The following is a 21,398-nucleotide window of genomic DNA, read 5'->3' on the forward strand; positions in this document are numbered from 1 at the left end:
GCATTGCCGGACGGAATGATTCGGCAATTGATTTATGCTGTCGGTCCCTTTCACCCTGAGGCAGTACCGATTCATGGCAAAGTCATTGGCGCAGATTCAGAAGCAAATCGAAGCCTTGCAGCGCGAGGCCGACGCCATCAAGGCCAGCGAGAAGTCGGGTGTCGTCGCCCGCATCAAGGAAGCCATTACCCACTACGGCATCACTGCCGCGGAACTGGGCCTGGGCAAGGGAGGTGTACGGGGCCCGCGCGGTCCGTACAAGAAGCGCGCAAAGAGCGGGGCACCCGCCGCGAAGAAGGCTGGCAAGAAGCCCAATGGCGTCGTGAAATATCGCGACGATGCGGGCAACACCTGGTCCGGCCGTGGCCCGAAGCCGCGCTGGTTCAAGGCGGCGCTGGAGGCCGGCAAGAAGCCGGAAGACCTGCAGGCCTGACACGCCGTCCGGTCCTTGAATGCATGCACGGCGGGCCCTCGGGCCCGCCGTCTTCTTTTGGGTCGCCCGTCTTAATCCTCGCTTCACTTCGCGCTCATGAAGGGCTCATCGGCATTGCGCAGACTTGTGCCATCCGCAATGGGCACTTCGAGGAGCCGATTCATGAAAGCAACGTCGACACTGAAACCGCTGGCCTGGGCCCTGCTGGGTGGTGGCCTGGCGGTGATGACCACGGCCGGGGCATTCGACCTGCCCTGGTTCGGCAAGCACGACAAGTCCGTGCCGCCGGTGGCCATGGCGCCGGTGGCCGCCGCAGCCGCCACCGCGGTGGCACCGGCCCCGCTGCCGCAATTGCCGCCCGGCACGGCCCCGAATTACCGGGCCATCGTTCAGCAATACGGGCCGGCGGTGGTGGGCGTCACCGTCGAGGGCCTGCGCAAGACCTCGGATGAAGACGGCCAGGCCGCCGACCCGATGGAGCGCTTCTTCCGCGGCATTCCGGGCTGGCGCGGTGGCCAGATGCCGGAACAGCCGTTCAAGGGCCAGGGCTCGGGTTTCGTCGTCAGTGCCGATGGCCTGATCCTGACCAATGCGCATGTGGTGCGCGATGCCAAGGAAGTGACCGTGCGCCTGGCTGACCGGCGCGAATTCGCCGCCAAGGTGCTGGGCTCGGACACGGCGACCGACATCGCGGTGCTGCGCATCGACGCCAAGGGCCTGCCGACCGTGCGCCTGGGCGATCCGAAGTCGCTGATGGTGGGCGACTACGTGCTGGCCATTGGCGCGCCGTTCGGACTGGAGCAGACGGCCACCTCGGGCATCGTCAGTGCCAAGGGCCGTTCGCTGCCGGGTGATGCCTTCGTGCCGTTCATTCAGACCGATGCGGCGGTGAATCCCGGCAACTCGGGCGGGCCGCTGTTCGATGCGGCCGGCAATGTGGTGGGCATCAATTCGCAGATCTATTCGCGCACCGGCGGGTTCCAGGGCCTGAGCTTCGCGATTCCGATCGACGTGGCGATGCAGGTGAAGGAGCAGATCGTCGCCACCGGGCGTGCGCAGCATGCCCGCCTGGGGGTGCAGATCCAGAGCCTGACGCAGAACCTGGCCGAGAGCTTCGGCCTGCAGCGGCCCGACGGCGCGGTGGTGGCCAAGGTCGACGCCAAGAGCCCGGCCGCCGCGGCAGGCCTGAAGGCCGGCGACGTGATCCTGGCGGTGGATGGCGAAACCATGGCGCAGGCCGGCAGTGTCTCCAGCCGCATCGGCCTGGCCAAGCCGGGAGACAAGGTCAAGCTGAAGGTGTGGCGCGATCACGCCGAACGCGAGATCACCGTGACGCTGGGCAATGCCAAGGGCGACGACGTGGCCGATGCCGCGAGCCCCGCAGCCCCCGGCGAGCCGCCGCGCCTGGGCCTGGCGCTGCGCCCGCTGTCGCCGCAGGAGCGCAAGCAGGCCGAACTCGACCATGGCCTGCTGGTGCAGGAGGCCGCCGGTCCGGCCGCCAAGGCCGGCATCAACGAAGGCGACGTGGTGATCGCGATCAACGGCAAGCCGGTGAGCTCGATCGAGGACCTGAAACGCGTGCTCGAGTCCAAGCCCAAGAGCGTGGCGCTGCTGGTCTGGCGCGACGGCGACCGGTTGTTCGTGCCGGTGCCGCTCAGCTGATCGTCACAGGTCCGTGCGCAGGCGCCAGATCTCGGGGAACAGAACGACCTCGAGCATCTGGCGCAGGTAGCCGACGCCGCTGGTTCCGCCGGTGCCGCGCTTCTCGCCGATGATGCGCTGCACGGTGGTCAGGTGGCGGAAGCGCCAGAGCCGAAACGCGTCTTCCAGGTCGGTGAGCTCTTCGCCCAGCTGGTACAGGTCCCAGTGCTGCTGCGGCGCGCGGTACACGCTGAGCCAGGCCTGTTCCACCGCGTCATTGGCTTCATAGGGCTGAGTCCAGTCGCGCTCGAGGTGGCTGGCCGGCACCGCGATGCCACGCCGCGCGAGCAGGCGCAGTGACTCGTCGTACAACGAGGGCGTGCGCCAGGCCGCTTCCACCTGCGCCAGCAATTCGGGGCGGTGCGAATGGGGTTTGAGCATCGCGGCCTTCTTGTTGCCGAGGCCGAATTCGATGCAGCGGTACTGCCAGCTCTGGAATCCCGACGAATGCCCGAGGTAGGGCCGGATCGCGCTGTATTCGGGCGGCGTCATCGTCGCCAGCACGTCCCAGGCGTGCACCAGCTGCTCCATGATGCGCGACACGCGGGCCAGCATCTTGAAGGCCGGGGCCAGTTCGTCCGAGGCGATCGCCGCGATGGCCGCGCGCAGCTCGTGCAGCATCAGCTTCATCCACAGCTCGCTGGTCTGGTGCTGCACGATGAACAGCATCTCGTTGTGGTCCGGCGACAGCGGGCGCTGGGCGTTCAGCACCGCATCGAGCTGCAGGTAGTCGCCATAGCTCATGTCGCGCGCGAAATCGAGCTTCGCGCCGTGGTGGCTGGTGGGGGATTCGGAAGGGTTCATGTCACGGCGCTGCGTTGGTGAAAACGGGGCTGCTGCCATTCGGCGCTGGCCATCACGAGGCGCAGCTGCTCCACCGCGTCCCACACGTCGACGAAGCGGGTGTAGAGCGGGGTGACGCCGAAGCGCAGGATGTCGGGCAGGCCGTCGCGGGCATCGCCGGCGCGGAAGTCGCCGACGACGCCGCGGGCGATCAGCGCCTGCACGATGGCGTAAGCGCCTTTGTCGCGCGCCAGGCAGACCTGGCTGCCACGGCGGGCATCGTCGCGCGGCGAGGCGAGGGAGAAGCCCTGGCCGGCCAGGCGCGTCTCGACCAGCTGCATGAACAGCCGGGTCAGGGCCAGCGACTTGGCCCGCAGCGCGGCCATGCCGCCCAGCGCCTCGGCCGCCAGCACGGTGTCGACGCCACATTCCAGCGCCGCGAGGCCGATCACCGACGGGGTGCCGCACAGATAACGCGTGATGCCAGCGGCCGGGCGGTAGCCCGGGGTGAACTCGAAGGGCGCGGCATGGCCGATCCAGCCCGACAGCGGCTGCTCGAAGCGCGAGACAAGGCGCGGGCGCACCCAGGCGAAGGCCGGCGCGCCGGGGCCGCCGTTGAGGAACTTGTAGCCGCAGCCGACGGCGAAGTCCGCCCCGTCGGCGACGAGCTGCACCTCGACCGCGCCGGCCGAATGCGCCAGGTCCCACAGCGCCAGTGCGCCGGCCGCATGCGCCGCGGCGCTGAGCGAAGCCATGTCGTGCAGGTGGCCGGTGCGGTAGTTCACCTGCGTCAGCATCAGCACCGCGGTGTCGGCGCCGAGTGCCGCCGGAATGTCGGCCGGCGCATTGACGAGCCGCAGCGTGCAGCCGAATTCACGCGCCAGCGATTCGGCGATGTAGAGGTCGGTCGGGAAATTGCTGCGCTCGGAAATGATCACGCGGCGTTGCGGCGCCTCGGCCCGCTGCATGCGCAGCGCGGCACTGAGCACCTTGTACAGATTGACCGAGGTCGAATCCGCGGCGACCACTTCGCCCGCGCCAGCGCCGACCAGCCGCGCGATCTTGTCGCCCACGCGTTGCGGCAGTTGCATCCAGCCGGCGGCATTCCAGCTGCCGATCAGGCCCTGGCCCCATTCCGCGGTCACCACCTGCTGCACGCGCGCCGCGGTGGCGCGCGGCAGCACGCCGAGCGAGTTGCCGTCCAGGTAGATCAGGCCATCCGGAATCTCGAATTGCGCGCGCAGCGGCGCCAGCGCATCGGCGGCATCGAGGGCCAGGGCATCGTCTCGGGTCATCGGAGTCCTCGGGGTCAGAGTTGGCGCAGCACGGCCCGCACCGGCGAGGCGTCGGCGGTGCTCAGCTTCAAGGGCAGGGCGATCAGTTCGTAGTCGCCGGCGGCCACCTCGTCGAGCACGAGGTTCTCGAGCACGCGCAGGTCGCGGCGGCGGATCACCTGGTGGCTGGGCAGCTGCTTGCTGTCGGCCGGATCGATGCTGGCGGTGTCGATGCCGATCAGCTGCACGCCGAGGTCGGCCAGGCGTTCCACGGTTTCAGCGGCATAGCCGGCCAGCGCCGGATCCCAGCCCTGCGGTGCGCGCGCATAGGTCCGCACCAGCACGCGCGGCGGCAGCGTGGCATCGATGGCATGGGCGATGTGCGGCCACTCGACCAGCGGGCCGCAGCCGATGGCGTGGATCACGCGGCAGGGGCCGAGGTAGGGCGCGAGAGCGAGCGCACCGATCGGTGCGCCAGAGGCGTCGTAATGCAGCGGCGCGTCGGCGTGCGCGCCGGTGTGCGGCGACAGCGTCAGCGTGCTGACATTCACCGGGCACTCCGGCCCCAGCGTCCAGCTCCAGTGCAGCCGGAATTCGGCATCGCCCGGAAACACCGGCGAGCCGGGTCCGACGGGCGGCGAGATGTCCCACAAGCGCTTCATCGGCGCGATGATAGGCGCCGGGAAATTAGTTGACAACTAAAGAATATCAGCGCGCCAGCCCGAGGCCGCGATCACATCGGCAGCGGCGGCAGGCCGTGGCGCGCGCGGGCCCGGGCACAGGCCTCGTCGCCCAGGCCCTGCGGTGCGCGCAGGCCGAACTCGCGGCAGGGGCCGGGGCGCCATTCGTAGATGCCGCAAGCGGCCTGCACGCCCACGGTGCCGACCAGCGCGGCGCAGCGCGGCGGGCTGTGGTCGGTGCCGCGCAGGCGGCACAGTCTGCCGTTCACGTCGACCGCCAGGCCATCGGGCACGCAACCGCCCTCGCTCTGCAGCTCGTCGCGCGCAAAATCGACGCGGAAGCTGGCGCAGCAGGCGCCGCAAGTCGTGCAGGGATTGATCGAAGAGGAGGGCATGCGTGGCAACGACGACGGCCGGCTATTCCGGCACGCCATTGTGGAAGAAGCTCGGTCTGGCCGCGGGCCAGCGCATCCATGTGATCAATGCGCCGCAGGACTACGCGACGCTGGTGCCCGATGCGCCGCAGCCGCTGCAGCGGGTGGCGCGCGCCGATGCGAGCGTGGCGCTGGTGCACCTGTTCGCCGAGCAGCGCGCGCAACTGGCGCTGCAGCTGAAGCAGCTGCGCGAAGCGCTGGCGCCCGACGTGGTGCTGTGGGTCTCGTGGCCGAAGAAAGCCTCGAAGCGGCCGACCGACATCACCGAGGACGTGATCCGCGAACTGGCGCTGCCGCTGGGCTGGGTGGACGTGAAGGTGTGCGCGGTGGACGCCACCTGGTCCGGGCTCAAGCTGATGGTTCGGAAGTCGGAGCGCCCGGCGCCCGCACGACGGTGACGCTGCAATCCGACTCGGCCACCACCTGCGACGAGACGCTGCCCAGGAAGCGGCGCAGGCCCGAGGTGCCGCGCGCACCCATCACGATGTGATCGGCCTGGTTGCGGCGCGCGAAGTCGACGATGGCGGCGGCCGGATCGGAGGCCTCGAGCACGTGGAAGGTGAGGCGGCCTTCCTCCAGGTTCAGCGCCTTGCTGATCGGCCGCGCCCAGTGCTTCAGGCTGACCAGCTGCTTGACGTGCAGGCTCTGGCCCTGCTCGTCGACCAGTTCGTCCAGCCCTAAGCGCGCGGTCTTCATCACGCTGACGCAGGCCAGCCGTGCGCCGGGCTCGGTGAGCACGATGCGGCGCACCGTCTCGCGCAGGCGTTCGAGCAGCTCGGTGGTGGCGCTGTCGACGTCCACCGCGGCCAGGATGATCGGGCTGCGGTCGAGCTGATCGCTGGCCTTGGCGCGCTCCTGCCCGGGCTCGGCGCCGAGGGCGAAGAACCAGCGCTTGAAGGTCTTCATCGCGCTGCTGCGCTGCAGCTTCTCGGCACGCCGCGTCAGCGCCACCTGCGAGGGGCTCTGCAGGTCCAGCGCCAGCTGCGCCGCGCTCTGGTAGCGGCGCTCGGGCTTGACCTCCAGGCACTTCAGGATCACCTCCTGCAGCCAGGGCGGGCAATCGGCGCGCAGCGCGCGCGGCGGCACCGGCTCCACCCACAGCCGGCGGCGCAGGCCGCGCACGCTCTCGGGCTGGCCGAAGGGCCGCTCGCCGGTGGCGAAGTGGTAGAGCATCACGCCCAGCGCGAACAGGTCGCTGCGCGGGTCGTTGCGCACGAACTGCACCTGCTCGGGCGACATGTAGGGGCCGGTGCCCATCGGCAGCATGAACTCCTCGTCCAGCAGGTCGGGCAGGTGGTCGTGGCGCGAGAGGCCGAAGTCCACCAGCACCGCGGTGCCGTCGGTGCGGAACATGATGTTGCTGGGCTTGATGTCCAGGTGCACCAGGTGCTGGCGGTGCAGGTCGTGCAGCGCGGTGGCCACGCGCGAGCCGATCTCGATCACCTCGTCCAGCGCCAGCGGCGCCTCGTCGAGCCGCGGGCGCAGCGAGCTGCCCTGGATCTGCTCCATCACGATGTAGGGCTGGCGCGTGAAGTCGCCCTTGGCGATGAACTTCGGCACGTGCGGGCCGCTGAGCATCGGCATGATCATCTGCTCGACCTCGAAGCCGACGATCGTGGCCGGGTCTTCACCGCCCTTGATGCGCGGCACCTTCATGATCAGCGGCAGCCGGGAATCGCCGGCATGGTTGACTTCGCTGACGCGCCAGATGTGCGCCATGCCGCCGACGTGCAGCTTCTCCTCGAGCCGGAAGCGGTCGATGACCTGGCCGACCTCGAGCGGGCTGGGCGCCTGGTCGCTGCCGCTGCGCTGGTAGCCCAGCGTCTGCGAGTACAGCTTACTGTCCATCTTCGAGCCGGAAGGCCAGGCGCTGCGGCAGTTCGGCGGCCAGGATCTTGGCGGCGGCAGCCGCGTGGTCGTAGGGCACGCGGTGGTAGGTGACGGTGGCGGCCTCGTCGTCGAACATCGCGTAGCAGGCGGCCGGGTTGCCGTCGCGCGGCTGGCCCACCGAGCCGGGGATCACCAGCCACTGGCGGTGCGCCGGCACCGGGATCGGCACGCCGGGCGTGGGCACGAAGTCGCCCGACTTGCCGGTGCCCGACAGGTGGTAGAGCTTGGGTTCGTGCATGTGGCCGCAGAAGGTGTAGCGGCACTCGGTGGCATGCAGGCTGCGCATCGCCTCGATGCGGCCGGTGATGTACTCCCAGCCCTGCGGCGCCCAGGCATTGGCATGCACGAAGAGCTGGTTGCCGCGCTGCGCGCTCAGCGGCAAGGTGGCGAGGAAGTCGATCTGCGCGGCGTCCAGGTGGCCGCGCGTCCAGTCGATCACGTAGCGCGGCTCGGGTCGCATGTGCGGCGAGGCGCCCTGGGCCACCGCGAGGTCGTGGTTGCCCTGCACCGCCAAGGCGCCCTGGCTCACCATCTCGCGCACAGTGTCCAGCACCCAGGCGGGATCGGCGCCGTAGCCGACGAAGTCGCCGAGCAGCACCCACGATTCGGCCTGCTGGCCGCGCGCATGCGCGATCACCGCCTCGGTGGCCTCGCGGTTCGCATGCAGGTCGGTGAGGACGGCGGTCTTCATGGCCTGGTGTCGCGCTAGCCGATGCGGCCGAGCAGCAGGTATTCCATCAGGGCCTTCTGCACATGCAGGCGGTTCTCGGCCTCGTCCCAGACCACCGACTGGGGGCCGTCGATCACCTCGGCGGCGACCTCCTCGCCGCGGTGCGCAGGCAGGCAGTGCATGAACAGCGCGTCCTTGCGGGCCAGCGACATCATCTGCACGTCCACGCACCAGTCGGCGAAGGCTTTGACGCGCTCGGCGTTCTCGGCCTCGTAGCCCATGCTGGTCCAGACGTCGGTGGTCACCAGGTGCGCATGCTCGCAGGCGGCGAACGGGCTCTTGAAGATCTTCAGGCAGCCGGGGTTCGAGATGCCGGCCAGCACGGCCGGATCGATCTCGTAGCCGCCGGGCGTGCTGACGTGCAGCGTGAAGCCCAGGATGTCGGCCGCCTGCACCCAGGTGTTGGCCATGTTGTTGCCGTCGCCGACCCAGGCCACCACCTTGCCGGCGATCGAGCCGCGGTGCTCGATGAAGGTGAAGATGTCGGCCAGGATCTGGCAGGGGTGGAACTCGTTGGTCAGGCCGTTGATCACCGGCACGCGCGAATGCGCGGCGAAGCGCTCGATACGCGCCTGCTCGAAGGTGCGGATCATCACGATGTCGACCATGCGGCTGATCACGCGCGCGGAGTCTTCCACCGGCTCGGCGCGGCCGATCTGGCTGTCGCCGCTGGTGAGGTGCACCACCGAGCCGCCCATCTGGTACATGCCGGCCTCGAAGCTGACACGGGTGCGCGTCGAGGCCTTCTCGAAGATCATCGCCAGCGTGCGGTCGACCAGCGGCTGGTATTTCTCGTAATTCTTGAAGCGCGACTTGATCGTGGCGGTGCGCTCGAAGAGGTAGGCGTACTCCTCGGTACGCAGGTCCTTGAACTGCAGGTAGTGCTTCATCAGGCTGTAGCCGGGCTTCATGCTTGCGGGCTGGCGAGGAAGTTCCGCACCAGGGGCACCAGGCGGCTGACAATCTGGTCGGCCTCGTCGGCCGAGAGGATCAGCGCGGGCAGCAGGCGGATCACGCTGTCGGCGGTGACGCTGATCAGCAGGCTCGCCTCCTTGGCGGCGCGGCCCAGCAACTCGTTGCAGGGGCGGTCGAGCTGCACGCCGAGCATCAGGCCCTGGCCGCGGATCTCGACGAAGCCGGGCACGCCCTTCAGCCCTTCGGCAATGCCGGCGCGGATGCGCTCGCCCATCGCCGCGGCGTTGGCCAGCAGGCCGTCTTCTTCCATGATGCGCAGGGTCTCGATGCCGGCGCGCATGGCCAGCGGATTGCCGCCGAAGGTGGTGCCGTGGTTGCCGGGGCCCAGCACGTCCTTCGCGCGCGGGCCGGCGACGACCGCGCCGATCGGCACGCCCGAGCCCAGGCCCTTGGCCAGCGGCATCACGTCGGGCTGGATGCCGGCCCACTGGTGCGCGAACCACTTGCCGGTGCGGCCGATGCCGCACTGCACCTCGTCGAGCATCAGCAGCCAGTCGTGCTCGTCGCACACCGCGCGCAGCTCGCGCAGCACGTCGATGCGTGTCGGGTTGATGCCGCCTTCGCCCTGGATGGTTTCGAGGAAGACCGCGACGATGTTCTTGTTGCTGCGCGCGACCTCGCGCACCTGGTTGATGTCGTTCAGCGGCAGGCGCACGAAGCCTTCGACGAGCGGCTCGAAGCCCTTCTGCACCTTCGGGTTGCCGGTGGCCGACAGCGTGGCGATCGAGCGGCCGTGGAAGGCCTTGTCGTAGACGATGATCTCGGGCCGGTCGATGCCCTTGTCGTGGCCGAACTTGCGCGCGATCTTCAGCGCGGCTTCATTCGCTTCGAGGCCTGAGTTGCAGAAGAACGCGGCCGACAGGCCCGACAGTTCGCACAGCCTGGCCGCCAGCGTTTCCTGCAGCGGCATCTGGTAGTAGTTCGAGCAGTGGATCAGCTTGCCCACCTGCTCCTGCAGCGCCGGCACCAGCTTCGGGTGCGCATGGCCCAGGGTGTTGACGGCGATGCCGGCCAGTGCGTCGAGGTATTCGCGGCCCTCGGTGTCCCAGACGCGGCAGCCTCGGCCGTGCGACAGCGCGAAGGGCAGCCGGCCGTAGGTGTTCATCACGTGCGAGGTCATCGAAATGCTCCGGAAATGAGGGGCTGGAAAGAGGCAAGGCCGGCGGTTTGCCCCTGGGCAAAGCACCGGCCTGCTGGGGAAACGATTCTAAAGGGCTGCTTGCCGTGGCACCTTGCATGCTGCAGCGCAGCACTTCGGAGGCACAATCGCGGTTTGCTCTCGCTCCCCCCTGTGGCCGCATGTCTGTCGAAAAGCCACGCGAATTCTTCATCCAAGGCATCACGCTCAGCGGCAAGACGTTCCGTCCCAGCGACTGGGCCGAACGGCTGGCGGGTGCGCTGTCGAGCTTCCGCCCGGGTGGCGTGGTGAAGGTCGGGATCGGCGCGCACATCGGCTACTCGCCGTACTGCGTGCCGCGGGTGATCGAGGGGGTGAAGTGCGTGATCGTCAACGAGGCGCTGCGCGGTGTCGAGCCGATGGCCTGGGACTTCGTGATGAACTTCGCCCGCGACAACGAACTGCAGGTGGTCGAGGCCTGCTGGCTGCCCGAGCCGGGCGGCAAGGCCGACTAGGTCCTGCGCTGCCGCGCCAACGAAAAAGGCCCGCCTAAGCGGGCCTTTCGTTTGCCAATCCGGAAACTGCTGATCAGGCCGAGGTGGCCAGCGCCTTGATCTTGGCAGCCAGGCGGCTCTTGTGACGAGCGGCCTTGTTCTTGTGGAAGATGCCCTTGTCGGCGACAGAGTCGATCACCGATTGGGCGGTCTTGAACAGCTCGGCCGGCTTGGCCTTGTCGCCACCGGTCGCGGCCTTGTCCAGGGCCTTTTGCACGTTCTTGATGACCGTGCGGAAATGCGAACGCAGACCCGTGTTGTGAGCGTTGAGCTTCACGTCCTGGCGGGCGCGCTTGCGGCCCGACGCCAGGCGAACGGTCTTCTTCTTGGCTTTGGATGCGGTTGCCATTGCTGTAGGAGGTTCCGGAAATTGGCAAAGACCGCGAGTATAGCCTTTCGGGCGGCAGGCGCCAAGCAGCGGCGTCGGCGGGCGCAAGGCGCTCCCTATAATCCCGCGCCCCGACGATGAACCTCTTCAAGGCCGCCTTCTCGATTTCCGCGCTGACCATGCTGTCGCGCATCACAGGCCTGCTGCGAGACCAGGTGGGCGCCGCGCTGTTCGGCGCCTCGGCGATGATGGACGCGTTCTGGATCGCCTTCCGCATTCCGAACCTGCTGCGCCGGTTGTTTGCGGAGGGGGCATTCTCACAGGCCTTCGTGCCGCTGCTGGCCGCCACGCGGGCCCGGCATGGCGACGACGTGACCCATGCGCTCGTCGATGCGGTGGCCACCGTGATGCTGTGGACGATGGTGGCGGTGTGCACGCTGGGCATCGTCAGCGCGCCGGTGCTGGTGTGGCTGCTGGCCTCGGGCTTCGACGCGCCGACCACCGAAGCCACCGTCCGCATGACGCGCTGGATGTTCCCGTACATCGGCTGCATGTCGCTGGTGGCCTTGTCCTCGGCCGTGCTGAACACCTGGCGCCGCTTCGCGATTCCCGCCTTCACGCCGGTGCTGCTGAATGTCTCGACGGTGGCCGCGGCCTGGCTGCTGACGCCGATCTTCCGCCGCCACGGCATCGAGCCGGTGTTCTCGATGGCGGTGGGCGTGATGCTGGGCGGTGTGCTGCAGCTGGGCATCCAGGTGCCGGCGCTGTTGCGCATCGTCGCGCTGCCGCGCATCGGCCTGACGTGGTCGCGGCTGCGGGCAGCCTGGGCGCATCCGGGGGTGGGCGAGATCCTGGCGAAGATGGGCCCGGCGGTGATCGGCGTCTCGGTGGCGCAGCTGTCGCTGATGATCAACTCGCAGATCGCCTCGCACCTGGGCGCCGGCGCGGTGTCCACGCTGCAGTACGCCGACCGCCTGATGGAGCTGCCGATCGCGATGCTGGGCGTGGCGCTGGGCATGGTGCTGACGCCGCAGCTTTCGGCCGCGCAGGCGCGCGAGGACTGGGAGCGCTATTCCGGCCTGCTGGACTGGGGCCTGCGCATGGTGCTGCTGCTGGGGCTGCCCTGTGCGGCGGGGCTGCTGACCTTCGCGCTGCCGATCGTCGCGACGCTGTTCCACCGTGGCGCGTTCACCGCGCATGCCGCGCAGCTGGCCGCCGCGGCGACGATGGGCTATGGCGCCGGGCTGATCGGCCTGGTGGGCGTGAAGGTCGTCGCGCCGGGCTACTACGCGAAGCAGGACATGAAGACGCCGATGTATGTGGGGATCGGCGTGATGCTGCTGACCCAGGCGCTGAACCTGGTGCTGGTGCCCTGGCTGGGCGTCAGCGCGCTGACGCTGTCGCTCTCGCTGGCGGCCATCGTCAATGCCGGCTGGTTGCTGTGGGGGCTCAAGCGGCTCGAGCACTGGCGGCCGGCGCCGGGCTGGCCCTTGCTGATGGTGCGGGCGCTGCTGGCCTGTGCGGTGATGGGCGCCGGCCTGGCCTGGGCCGCCAGCGGCTTCGACTGGTTGGCCCTGGGCGCCCACGAGGCCCGGCGCGCCGGACTGCTGGCGCTGGTGATCACCGCGGCCGTGCTGGTCTACTTCGGCACGCTGGCCCTCAGCGGGATGAACCTGCGCCAGGCCTTCCGCCGTCAGGTCTAGACTGCGGGCCATGAGATACCTGCCCGAGCAGGCACCCAGCCCGCTGGCGTACTTTGCGGCGCTGGTCGCCGATGACGACCACTTCGCGCTGCTCGAAGCCGCGATCACCGTGGCCCAGGACGACCATCCCCAACTCGACATTCAGGCCGTGCTCGACGAGATCGACGCGCTGGCCGAAAGGCTCAAGCGGCGGCTGCCCGCCGACGCCTCGGCGATGCAAAGGCTGCGCGCGCTGAACCGCTACTTCTTCGAGGAGCTCGGCTTCTCGGGCAACGTCAACAACTACTACGACCGGCGCAACAGCTACCTGCACGAGGTGCTGGCCACGCGGCGCGGCATCCCGATCACGCTGGCGCTGCTGCACATCGAGCTGGCCTCGCAACTGGGCCTGACGGCGCGCGGTGTGTCCTTTCCCGGTCACTTCCTGGTCAAGCTGCGCATGCCGCAGGGCGAGGTGGTGCTCGACCCTTTCAGTGGGCGCTCGCTCTCGCGCGAAGAGCTGGACGAGCGGCTGCAGCCTTACCGCCGGCGCCACGGCCTGGGCGGCGAGGACGAGACACCGCTGGGCCTGTACCTGCAGGCCGCCGAGCCGCGCGAGGTGCTCTCGCGCCTGCTGCGCAACCTGAAGGAGATCCACCGCAGCGGGGGTGACTGGCCGCGGCTGCTGGCGGTGCAGCAGCGACTGGTGCTGCTGCGGCCCGATGCCGCCGAGGAAGTGCGCGACCGTGGCCTGGCCTGGGCGGAGCTCGGCCGCTGCGACGAGGCGGTGCACGACCTCGAAGACTACCTGGCGCAGCGGCCCGACGCGGCCGACGCCAGCGGCCTGCGCGAACGGGTCCGCGAGCTGCGCCGGTTTGGCGCGCCGCGGCTGCACTGAGCGCTACTCCTAGAATGCGAAATGGCACGCGCGGGCCCCGCCGGCGCGTGATCGCACAGGCCGCCAACCCGGCCCATCCGTCGCCGGCCCCGGCCGTGCACCTACGCAGACGATGACGCTGACGCCCGCCCAACGACAGACGCTGACCTGGCTTGGTCTCGGCCTGGCCGCGTGCCTGTTGCTGTGGCTGCTCGCGCCGGTGCTGACACCCTTCGTGATCGCCGCGGTGCTGGCCTATGTGCTGCACCCGCTGGTCGAGCGTCTGGCCGCCCACCGTGTGCCGCGCGTGGCAGCGGTGGTGCTGGTCGAGGTGCTGGCCCTGCTGCTGATGCTGGCCCTGCTGTTGCTGCTGGTGCCGGTGCTGGTGAAGGAAGTGCCGCTGCTGAAGGCGCAGATCCCGCCGCTGCTGGACAAGCTGGACCAGGCGGCGGCGCCCTGGTTGCAGCAGTACGGCATCCAGATCAGCCTGGATTTCGCCAGCCTCAAGCAATGGCTGTCCAAGCTGCTCGATGCCAACATGGAAGACTGGCTGGGCGCGGCGCTCAGTTCGGCGCGCATCGGCGGCAGCGTGCTGCTCTCCGTGCTGGGCAATGCGCTGCTGGTGCCGGCGGTGCTGTTCTACCTGCTGATGGACTGGCCCAGGCTGATGCACCAGCTGCACGAACTGGTGCCGCCGCGCCTGCGCGCCAGCTCGCAGGGCTTTCTCGACGAGTGCGACAGCATGCTCGGCCAGTACCTGCGCGGGCAGCTGGTGGTGATGGCCGTGCTGGCGGTGTATTACGCCGCCGGTCTGGCCCTCGCTGGCTTCGACCTGGCCTTGCCGGTGGGCGTGTTCACCGGCCTGGCGGTGGCGATTCCCTACGTCGGGTTCGGCCTGGGCCTGCTGCTGGCGCTGCTGGCCGCGCTGCTGCAGTTCGCCAGCGTGAAGGGGGTGATCGTCGTCGCGGTGGTCTATGGCATCGGCCAGCTGCTGGAAGGCTTCGTGCTGACCCCGCGGCTGGTGGGCGAGCGCATCGGCCTGAGCCCGCTGGCGGTGATCTTCGCGTTGCTGGCCTTCGGCCAGCTGTTCGGCTTCGTCGGCGTGCTGGTCGCGCTGCCGGTCAGTGCCGTGGCGGTGGTGGCGCTGCGCCGTGCGCGGGCCAGCTACCTGGCCAGCCGGTTGTACCAGGGATGAAGCAGATCCCGCTGGCCATCACGCCGCCCCCAGCGGTCGGTTTCGACTCGCTGCTGGTCGGACCTAACGCTGAAGCGGTGCAGCACCTGCGCACGCTCGCGCTGCCCGCGGCACCGGTGTACCTGTGGGGGCCCAGCGGCACCGGCAAGACACGGCTGCTGCAGGCGCTGGCCGCGCAGCGCCAAGCCGAAGGCGAGCGCATGGGCTGGTTCGACGCCGACGATGCCTTGCCCTGGACGCTGGACGAAAGCTGGAGCCTGGTGGTGGTGGACCGCTGCGAGGCGCTGGATCCGCAACGGCAGCAGGCGACCTTCGCGCTGTTCGTCGAAGCCGGCAGCCATGGCGTGCAGTGGGCCGCCGCGGGCCGTCTGCCGCCGGTGGACCTGCCGCTGCGCGACGACCTGCGCACCCGCCTGGGCTGGGGCCATGTGTTCGCGCTGCGGCCGCTGAGCGAGGGCGAAACCCGTGCTGCGCTGCGGCGCGAGGCCGACCGCCGCGGCATCCTGCTCACCGACGATGTGATCGACTACCTGATGACGCGCTTCGAGCGCGACCTGAAGTTCCTGATGAGACTGCTGGACCAGCTGGGCGAATACGCCCTCTCCGAGCACCGCTACGTGACGGTGCCGCTGCTGAAGAAGATGCTCAACGAAGAGGGCCTGGAGGCCGGCGCATGAGGCTCGCCCTGTTCGACCTGGACGGCACGCTGATCGAAGGCGATTCCGACCATGGCTTCTCCGAATTCCTGATCGCGCTGGGATGGGTCGATGGCGACGAGTTCCACCGCCGCAACAACGAGTTCTACAAGCACTACCAGGCCGGCTGCCTGGACATCCACGCCTACATCGATTTCGCGACGGCGCCCTGGCGCGAGCGCGCGGCGGACGAGCAGCGGCTGGCGATGCAGCGCTTCATGGCCGAGGTGATGGCGCCGCAGATCAAGCCGGCGGCGCTCGACCTCGTGCGGGCGCACCAGGCCGCGGGCGACATCGTGGCAATCGTCACCGCCACCAACGAGTTCATCACGCGGCCGATTGCCGATGCCTTCGGCGTGGCGGACCTGATCGCGGTGCGGCTCGAGCGCGATGCCGCCGGCCGTGTCACCGGCCGCATCGACGGGGTGCCTTCCTTCCGCGAAGGCAAGATCGCCCGTGTCGACCAGTGGCTGGCTGCACAGGGCCGGCGCTGGGAGGCATTCACCCACACCGTTTTCTACAGCGATTCCACGAACGACCTGCCGCTGCTCGAACGTGCCAGCGAGCCGGTGGCCACCAACCCCGGCCCGGCCCTGGCCACCATCGCGGCCGAACGCGGCTGGCGCATCCTGAAGCTCTTTGCATGACCACTCCATGATCAAACGACTGATCGACAAGCTGCTGGGCAAGCCCGCCAAACCCGCTGCAGCGGCCGAAGCCGCCGCGCCGACCGCGCCGCGCATCCCGCTGGGCCACCGCGTCGAAGTGCCTGCCAGCGAGCACGGCATCGACCCCTCGCTGGTGGACGAGCGTGCGGTGAAGGTGGTGCATGCGCTGAAGGAGGCCGGCTACGAGGCCTACGTCGTCGGCGGGGCGGTGCGCGACCTGCTGGTGGGCCGCCGGCCCAAGGACTTCGACGTGGCGACGAATGCCACGCCCGAGCAGGTGAAGTCCCTGTTCCGCCGCGCCTTCATCATCGGCCGGCGCTTCCGGCTGGTGCACGTGATCTTCGGCCGCGGCCGCGACCACGAGGTGATCGAGGTCTCGACCTTCCGCGCCTACCTCGACGCCAGCGAAGCCACGCAGATCGAGGGCAACGAGAAGACCTCGAAGGCCGAACTCGCCGGTCAGGCCCATGCGGTGGATGCCAGCGGGCGCGTGCTGCGCGACAACGTCTGGGGTCCGCAGATCGAAGACGCGGCACGGCGCGACTTCACCATCAACGCGATGTACTACGACCCGGAGACGCAGATCGTGGTCGACTACCACGGCGGTATCGGTGACGTGAAGCAGCGCGTGCTGCGGTTGATCGGCGACCCCGTCACGCGCTACCGCGAAGACCCGGTGCGCATCGTCCGCGCGGTGCGTTTCGCGGCCAAGCTGGGCTTCGGCTTCGAGGCGAAGACCGGCGCACCGATCCAGGAACTGGCGCCCCTGCTGGCCAACGTGCCGGTGTCGCGGCTGTTCGACGAGATGATCAAGCTGCTGCAGACCGGCCATGCGCTGGCCAGCATCGAGACCCTGAAGGCGCAGGGCCTGCACCGCGGCGTGTTCCCGATCCTCGACGCCGTGTACGACGACGTGCGCGCCACGCCGCAGCAGCAGGCCTTCGTGCGCCAGGCGCTGGCCGACACCGACCGGCGCGTCAACGAGGGCAAGTCCGTCGCACCGAGCTTCCTGCTGGCCTGCCTGCTGTGGCACGACGTGCTGGCCGGCTGGCAGCAGCGCAAGGCCGATGGCGAGCATGTGATCCCGGCGCTGCAGCAGGCCATCGACGCGGTGTTCGACGCCCGCATCGGCGACATCTCCGGCCGCGGCAAGCTGGGCGCGGACATGCGCGAGATCTGGATGATGCAGCCGCGCTTCGAGCGCCGCCAGGCCAACACCGCGTTCTCGCTGATCGAGCAGCCCCGCTTCCGCGCCGGCTTCGACTTCCTGCGGCTGCGCGCCGACGTGGGCGAGGCGCCCACCGAACTGGCCGAATGGTGGGAGGACTTCTCGCTCGGCGATGACGACGAGCGCGACGCCCTGCTGGCCGCTGCGCGGGAAGCCGCACGGCCGGCGCCGCGGCGCGTGCCGGCGCGTGCCGCGGCACCGGCACCGGCCGCCGGTGCGCCGGCAGCGCAGGAAACCGACGACGAAGCCGCGGAGTCCGGCGAGGCGGACGACACCGGCCCGCCCACCGGCGCCGAGGCGCCCGCGCGCAAGCGCCGTCGCCGCCGGCGGCGCTCGGGCGGCGGAGCGGGTGGCGCTGCGGCCGAGGGCGGCGGCGAGGGCGGCGCGGCACCATGATCGCTGCGCCACGCCCACGCGCTTACGTGGGCATCGGCGCCAACCTGGGTGATGCGCGCGCCACCGTGCGTGCGGCGATCGAGCGCCTGCGGCCGCTGGGGTTGCTGCGCGCTTCGAGCCTGTACCGCAGTGCGCCGGTCGATGCCCAGGGCCCGGCGTTCATCAACGCGGTGGCCGAACTGGAGAGCCCGCTGCCGCCCCATGCGTTGCTGGCGGCGCTGCAGTCGCTGGAGGCCGAGTTCGGTCGCGAGCGGCCCTACCACCATGCCCCCCGGACGCTGGACCTGGACCTGCTGCTGCACGGCGACACGGTGCTGCACACCCCGACGCTGACCCTGCCGCACCCGCGCCTGCACCTGCGGGCGTTCGTGCTGAGACCCTTGCTCGAACTGGCGCCGGCGCAGCGCGCGCCCGGGCTGGGCCTGCTGGCCGAGCACCTGCCGGCCACCGCCGGGCAGACGATCGAGCGCCTGACCTGAGGCCCGACGCGGGCGGCCCGCCTACAATCCCGACGTGACGAGCCGGTGACGGTTCAATGACATCGGCGGCCCGAACGCGGCCGGACCCCCCTGGAGATCCCCCCATGCTGTTCGGCAAGCTGCTGCCGCGCGAAGGCAACTTCTTCGAGCTCTTCAACGACCACGGCAAGCACATTGCCGAGGGCGCGCGCGCCTTCATGGCGATGGTGCAGTACTACAACGACCCGTCCTTGCGCACGAAGTACGCGGCCGACGTCGACAGTGCCGAGAAGCAGGCCGACCGCATCACGGCCGAGGTGAACCGGCTGCTGCACAAGACCTTCATCACGCCGATCGACCGCGAGCAGATCCATGGCCTGATCAACGCGATGGACGACATCCTCGACCTGTTGCAGGACTCGTCCGAAGTGATGTCGCTGTACGACCTGCAGACCGTCAGCGAAGACGTGCTGCGCCTGGGCGAGATATCGGCCAAGTGCTGCGAGCGTGTGCAGCATGCGGTCGGCCTGCTGCCCAAGCTCAGCCAGCCCAGCGTGGCCGAGGCCGCGCTGAAGACCTGTGAGGAGATCGACCGGCTCGAATCCGACGCCGACCGCGTGATGCGCTCGGCGATGAGCAAGCTGTTCCGCGACAACATCGAGGTGCGCGAGCTGATCAAGCTCAAGGCGGTGTACGAGCACCTCGAGTCGATCTCCGACCGCTGCGAGGACGTGGCCAACATCATCGAGGGCATCGTCCTCGAGAACTCCTGAACAGCGGCGTACGCCGCGGGTCTCCACGCATGGATGCCATCCAGGTCAGCTTCTGGGTCGTCGCACTGCTGGTCGTGCTGGCGGTCGCGTTCGATTTCATGAACGGGTTTCACGACGCGGCGAACTCGATCGCCACCGTCGTCTCCACCGGTGTGCTCAAGCCGCAGCAGGCGGTGCTGTTCGCGGCGGCGTTCAACGTCGTCGCGATCATGGTGTTCCACCTGAACGTGGCCGCCACTGTCGGCAAGGGCATCGTCGAACCGGGTGTGGTCGACCAGCACGTGGTGTTCGGCGCGCTGCTGGGCGCCATCAGCTGGAACGTCATCACCTGGTGGTACGGCATTCCGTCGTCGAGCTCGCATGCGCTGATTGGCGGCATCGTCGGCGCGGTGATCGCGAAGGCCGGCGCCAACAAGCTGGTCGGGGCCGGCATCGCGAAGACGGTGGCCTTCATCTTCGTCTCGCCGCTGCTGGGTTTCCTGCTCGGCGGCCTGATGATGGTGCTGGTGGCCTGGGTCTTCCGCCGCACGCCGCCGTTGCGGGTGGACCGCTGGTTCCGCCGACTGCAGCTGCTGTCGGCCGGTGCCTATTCGCTCGGGCACGGCGGCAACGACGCGCAGAAGACCATCGGCATCATCTGGATGCTGCTGATCGCCACCGGCAACGTCGCCACTGGCGACAAGCTGCCGCCGGCCTGGGTGATCTGGGCCTGCTACCTGGCGATCGGCCTGGGCACCATGTTCGGCGGCTGGCGCATCGTCAAGACCATGGGCCAGAAGATCACCAAGCTGAAGCCGGTGGGTGGTTTCTGCGCCGAGACCGGTGGTGCGATGACGCTGTTCATCGCCACCGCCATGGGGGTCCCGGTGTCCACCACGCACACGATCACCGGTGCCATCGTCGGTGTCGGCTCGGTGCGGCATCCCTCGGCCGTTCGCTGGGGTGTGGCCGGCAACATCATCTGGGCCTGGATCTTCACGATCCCGGCGTCGGCCTTCGTCGCCGCCGTGGCCTACTGGGCCAGCCTGCAGTTGTTCTGAGCCCGGCGGCGTCAGTGCTGGTCCGCCTGCTCGGCCTGCCACTCGAAGTACTTCTGGCCGCTGAAGGCCAGCGTGCCCATCAGCACCGCGCCACCGACCATCAGCGCCGCGACAACGCCGATGACCGCCGGCCAGCCCCCCGGCTGATCGGAAGCAAAGCGTGCCTTCCAGCGTTCATCCGGCGTGAGACCGATCACGATGGCCGCGAGCATCGCCTGGCTCAGCATCAGGCCGAGGATCGGGATCAGCAGCCAGGCCAGGTGATCGTCCTGCCCCAGCGCACGCATGCGCAGCACCCCGACCAGGCCGGCCAGCGTGGGCCAGGGGTGCAGCCAGGCCCACACATCGCGCCGGCCATGCAGGTAGAAACGGTGTGCGCCGACGCTGCCCCCGAGCAGCGCGAGCCAGGTGGCCAGGGCCTTGGATTTGGCGCGCATCAGGCAACTCCGTTCGCGGCCGCGAGGCTGTCGCCGGCACCGAGGCCCCGCTGCATCAGCACCACGTCGAGCCAGCGCTCGAACTTCCAGCCCGCCGACTTCAGCAGGCCGGTGTGCTCGAAGCCCAGCGCGGCATGCAGGCCGATCGAGCCCGCGTTGGCCGAGTCGCCGATCACCGCCAGCATCTGCCGAGCGCCCAGCGCTTCACAACGCGCGACCAGTTCGGCCAGCAGCAGGCGCCCCAGGCCCAGGCCGCGTGCGTCAGGGCGCAGGTAGATCGAATCCTCCAGGCAGAAGCGGTAGGCGCGGCGCGGACGGAAATGGTTGGCATAGGCATAGCCCAGCACCTGCTGGCCACGCTCGGCCACCAGCCAGGGCAGGCCCTTGGCGAGAATGTCGTCACGGCGGCGCGCCATTTCGGCAGCATCCGGCGCTTCGAGTTCGAAGGTGCCGGTGCCGTGCAGCACGGCGTCGGCATAGATGGCGGTGATGGCGGGCAGGTCGGTCGCGGCGCTGGGGCGGATCAGCAGCTTGCTCACGGGAGGCTTTCACGCCTGCACTGGCAGGCATCGGATCGCTTGCAGTTTATAATGCTTGGTTTCGGCGCTGGTCGGTGGGAACACCGGCGTATCTACGGTGCCGAAGCGGCGCTGGCTTCCGGCACTCGGCAATCGATGGGCCGGTGGCAGCACAACCGATGGCTCGGCCTCGCGTGTCTCCTTGGCTGGTCTGTCGCCTCAGACATTTCGGAAGATCAACATGGTCGTCATTCGACTGGCTCGCGGCGGCGCCAAGAAGCGCCCGTTCTACAACATCGTGGTGGCTGACTCGCGCGAGCGTCGCGACGGTCGCTTCATCGAGCGCGTGGGTTTCTACAACCCGATGGCCGCCGGCGGCGAGCAGCCGCTGCGCGTGGCGCTGGACCGCGTCACGCACTGGAAGGGTGTCGGCGCCCAGCTGTCGCCCACCGTCAAGCGCCTGGTGGCCGAAGCCGCCAAGGCCCAGGTCGCCCCCGCGGCCTGAAGACCCGCCAGCGCTGCCTTGCGCTCG

Annotated in this window: 25 protein-coding genes; 14 read left to right on the forward strand and 11 right to left on the reverse strand. The window is 69.3% G+C overall.

The genetic code is table 11. The features are described 5' to 3' along the window. The first annotated feature begins 73 nt into the window (after nucleotides 1-73). On the forward strand, nucleotides 74-433 hold the full coding sequence (locus tag ACILR4_RS04320; protein WP_395699600.1) for an H-NS family nucleoid-associated regulatory protein: 360 nt from the start codon (nucleotides 74-76) through the stop codon (nucleotides 431-433). A 162-nt stretch (nucleotides 434-595) separates the two neighbouring features. Beyond that, a complete protein-coding gene (locus tag ACILR4_RS04325) occupies nucleotides 596-2,095 on the forward strand; it encodes a Do family serine endopeptidase (protein ID WP_395699601.1) in 1,500 nt (499 codons plus the stop codon). A gap of 3 nt (nucleotides 2,096-2,098) precedes the next feature. Here ACILR4_RS04325 and kynA read toward each other — a convergent pair whose 3' ends face one another. From kynA to ACILR4_RS04345, 4 genes are all read right to left on the reverse strand, one after another. Further along, complete coding sequence (gene kynA / locus ACILR4_RS04330; protein ID WP_395699602.1) at nucleotides 2,099-2,938, reverse strand: tryptophan 2,3-dioxygenase; 840 nt, start codon at nucleotides 2,936-2,938, stop codon at nucleotides 2,099-2,101. Next, a complete protein-coding gene (gene kynU, locus ACILR4_RS04335) occupies nucleotides 2,935-4,212 on the reverse strand; it encodes a kynureninase (protein WP_395699603.1) in 1,278 nt (425 codons plus the stop codon). The genes kynA and kynU overlap by 4 nt, the downstream gene beginning before the upstream one ends. A 14-nt stretch (nucleotides 4,213-4,226) precedes the next feature. Next, nucleotides 4,227-4,853: an arylformamidase gene (kynB, locus tag ACILR4_RS04340; RefSeq protein WP_395699604.1), complete on the reverse strand. Its 627-nt coding sequence runs from the start codon at nucleotides 4,851-4,853 to the stop codon at nucleotides 4,227-4,229. Between the two features lie 71 nt (nucleotides 4,854-4,924). Next, nucleotides 4,925-5,266 carry a YkgJ family cysteine cluster protein gene (locus ACILR4_RS04345; protein WP_395699605.1) on the reverse strand — a complete coding sequence of 114 codons (342 nt, stop codon included), beginning with the start codon at nucleotides 5,264-5,266 and terminating at the stop codon, nucleotides 4,925-4,927. 2 nt (nucleotides 5,267-5,268) lie between these two features. Between ACILR4_RS04345 and ACILR4_RS04350 the strand changes: the two genes are divergently transcribed. After that, nucleotides 5,269-5,703 carry a DUF3052 domain-containing protein gene (locus ACILR4_RS04350; RefSeq protein WP_395699606.1) on the forward strand — a complete coding sequence of 145 codons (435 nt, stop codon included), beginning with the start codon at nucleotides 5,269-5,271 and terminating at the stop codon, nucleotides 5,701-5,703. On the opposite strand, the gene ACILR4_RS04355 is transcribed toward ACILR4_RS04350, so the two are convergent. The 4 genes from ACILR4_RS04355 to ACILR4_RS04370 are packed head-to-tail and all read right to left on the reverse strand — an operon-like array spanning nucleotide 5,654 to nucleotide 10,020. After that, on the reverse strand, nucleotides 5,654-7,153 hold the full coding sequence (locus ACILR4_RS04355; protein WP_395699607.1) for a serine/threonine protein kinase: 1,500 nt from the start codon (nucleotides 7,151-7,153) through the stop codon (nucleotides 5,654-5,656). The two genes, ACILR4_RS04350 and ACILR4_RS04355, sit on opposite strands and share 50 nt — an antisense overlap. Beyond that, the gene (locus ACILR4_RS04360; protein WP_395699608.1) at nucleotides 7,143-7,886 is read right to left on the reverse strand and encodes a metallophosphoesterase family protein; all 744 of its coding nucleotides are present in this window, start codon (nucleotides 7,884-7,886) and stop codon (nucleotides 7,143-7,145) included. Before ACILR4_RS04360 ends, ACILR4_RS04355 begins: the two co-directional genes overlap by 11 nt. 14 nt (nucleotides 7,887-7,900) lie before the next feature. After that, nucleotides 7,901-8,836 carry an ornithine carbamoyltransferase gene (argF, locus tag ACILR4_RS04365; RefSeq protein WP_395699609.1) on the reverse strand — a complete coding sequence of 312 codons (936 nt, stop codon included), beginning with the start codon at nucleotides 8,834-8,836 and terminating at the stop codon, nucleotides 7,901-7,903. Next, the gene (locus ACILR4_RS04370; RefSeq protein WP_395699610.1) at nucleotides 8,833-10,020 is read right to left on the reverse strand and encodes an aspartate aminotransferase family protein; all 1,188 of its coding nucleotides are present in this window, start codon (nucleotides 10,018-10,020) and stop codon (nucleotides 8,833-8,835) included. Before ACILR4_RS04370 ends, argF begins: the two co-directional genes overlap by 4 nt. Nucleotides 10,021-10,199: 179 nt before the next feature. Between ACILR4_RS04370 and ACILR4_RS04375 the strand changes: the two genes are divergently transcribed. Continuing rightward, nucleotides 10,200-10,532: a DUF3579 domain-containing protein gene (locus ACILR4_RS04375; protein WP_395699611.1), complete on the forward strand. Its 333-nt coding sequence runs from the start codon at nucleotides 10,200-10,202 to the stop codon at nucleotides 10,530-10,532. Nucleotides 10,533-10,605: 73 nt separating this feature from the next. Here ACILR4_RS04375 and rpsT read toward each other — a convergent pair whose 3' ends face one another. Continuing rightward, the gene (rpsT, locus tag ACILR4_RS04380) at nucleotides 10,606-10,920 is read right to left on the reverse strand and encodes a 30S ribosomal protein S20 (RefSeq protein WP_395699683.1); all 315 of its coding nucleotides are present in this window, start codon (nucleotides 10,918-10,920) and stop codon (nucleotides 10,606-10,608) included. Between the two features lie 116 nt (nucleotides 10,921-11,036). Between rpsT and murJ the strand changes: the two genes are divergently transcribed. The 9 genes from murJ to ACILR4_RS04425 all read left to right on the forward strand — a co-directional run bounded on the left by murJ (nucleotide 11,037) and on the right by ACILR4_RS04425 (nucleotide 19,911). Next, nucleotides 11,037-12,602 (forward strand): murein biosynthesis integral membrane protein MurJ, encoded by a 1,566-nt coding sequence (gene murJ, locus ACILR4_RS04385; RefSeq protein WP_395699612.1) that lies wholly within the window; start codon nucleotides 11,037-11,039, stop codon nucleotides 12,600-12,602. Nucleotides 12,603-12,612: 10 nt separating this feature from the next. Further along, nucleotides 12,613-13,479 (forward strand): SirB1 family protein, encoded by an 867-nt coding sequence (locus ACILR4_RS04390; protein ID WP_395699613.1) that lies wholly within the window; start codon nucleotides 12,613-12,615, stop codon nucleotides 13,477-13,479. Nucleotides 13,480-13,591: 112 nt separating this feature from the next. Continuing rightward, a complete protein-coding gene (locus ACILR4_RS04395) occupies nucleotides 13,592-14,653 on the forward strand; it encodes an AI-2E family transporter (protein WP_395699614.1) in 1,062 nt (353 codons plus the stop codon). Beyond that, the gene (gene hda / locus ACILR4_RS04400; RefSeq protein WP_395699615.1) at nucleotides 14,650-15,330 is read left to right on the forward strand and encodes a DnaA regulatory inactivator Hda; all 681 of its coding nucleotides are present in this window, start codon (nucleotides 14,650-14,652) and stop codon (nucleotides 15,328-15,330) included. The genes ACILR4_RS04395 and hda overlap by 4 nt, the downstream gene beginning before the upstream one ends. After that, nucleotides 15,327-15,995, forward strand: coding sequence for an HAD family hydrolase (locus ACILR4_RS04405; RefSeq protein WP_395699616.1), 669 nt, complete (start codon nucleotides 15,327-15,329; stop codon nucleotides 15,993-15,995). Before hda ends, ACILR4_RS04405 begins: the two co-directional genes overlap by 4 nt. A 7-nt stretch (nucleotides 15,996-16,002) precedes the next feature. Beyond that, entirely contained in the window at nucleotides 16,003-17,640 is a 1,638-nt protein-coding gene (gene pcnB / locus ACILR4_RS04410; RefSeq protein WP_395699617.1) for a polynucleotide adenylyltransferase PcnB, read from the forward strand. After that, nucleotides 17,637-18,119, forward strand: a complete 483-nt coding sequence (gene folK / locus ACILR4_RS04415; protein ID WP_395699618.1) for a 2-amino-4-hydroxy-6-hydroxymethyldihydropteridine diphosphokinase — start codon at nucleotides 17,637-17,639, stop codon at nucleotides 18,117-18,119. The genes pcnB and folK overlap by 4 nt, the downstream gene beginning before the upstream one ends. A 104-nt stretch (nucleotides 18,120-18,223) precedes the next feature. Beyond that, complete coding sequence (locus ACILR4_RS04420) at nucleotides 18,224-18,871, forward strand: DUF47 domain-containing protein (RefSeq protein ID WP_395699619.1); 648 nt, start codon at nucleotides 18,224-18,226, stop codon at nucleotides 18,869-18,871. 29 nt (nucleotides 18,872-18,900) lie between these two features. After that, nucleotides 18,901-19,911 (forward strand): anion permease, encoded by a 1,011-nt coding sequence (locus tag ACILR4_RS04425; protein WP_395699620.1) that lies wholly within the window; start codon nucleotides 18,901-18,903, stop codon nucleotides 19,909-19,911. A gap of 11 nt (nucleotides 19,912-19,922) precedes the next feature. Here ACILR4_RS04425 and ACILR4_RS04430 read toward each other — a convergent pair whose 3' ends face one another. Beyond that, nucleotides 19,923-20,348 carry an NINE protein gene (locus ACILR4_RS04430; protein WP_395699621.1) on the reverse strand — a complete coding sequence of 142 codons (426 nt, stop codon included), beginning with the start codon at nucleotides 20,346-20,348 and terminating at the stop codon, nucleotides 19,923-19,925. Continuing rightward, nucleotides 20,348-20,887 (reverse strand): GNAT family N-acetyltransferase, encoded by a 540-nt coding sequence (locus tag ACILR4_RS04435; RefSeq protein ID WP_395699622.1) that lies wholly within the window; start codon nucleotides 20,885-20,887, stop codon nucleotides 20,348-20,350. The genes ACILR4_RS04430 and ACILR4_RS04435 overlap by 1 nt, the downstream gene beginning before the upstream one ends. 220 nt (nucleotides 20,888-21,107) lie before the next feature. Between ACILR4_RS04435 and rpsP the strand changes: the two genes are divergently transcribed. Then, on the forward strand, nucleotides 21,108-21,371 hold the full coding sequence (gene rpsP, locus ACILR4_RS04440; RefSeq protein ID WP_395699623.1) for a 30S ribosomal protein S16: 264 nt from the start codon (nucleotides 21,108-21,110) through the stop codon (nucleotides 21,369-21,371). Nucleotides 21,372-21,398: the final 27 nt, after the last annotated feature.

Source organism: Aquabacterium sp. (genome assembly GCF_044226965.1).
Lineage (GTDB): Bacteria > Pseudomonadota > Gammaproteobacteria > Burkholderiales > Burkholderiaceae_C > Pseudaquabacterium.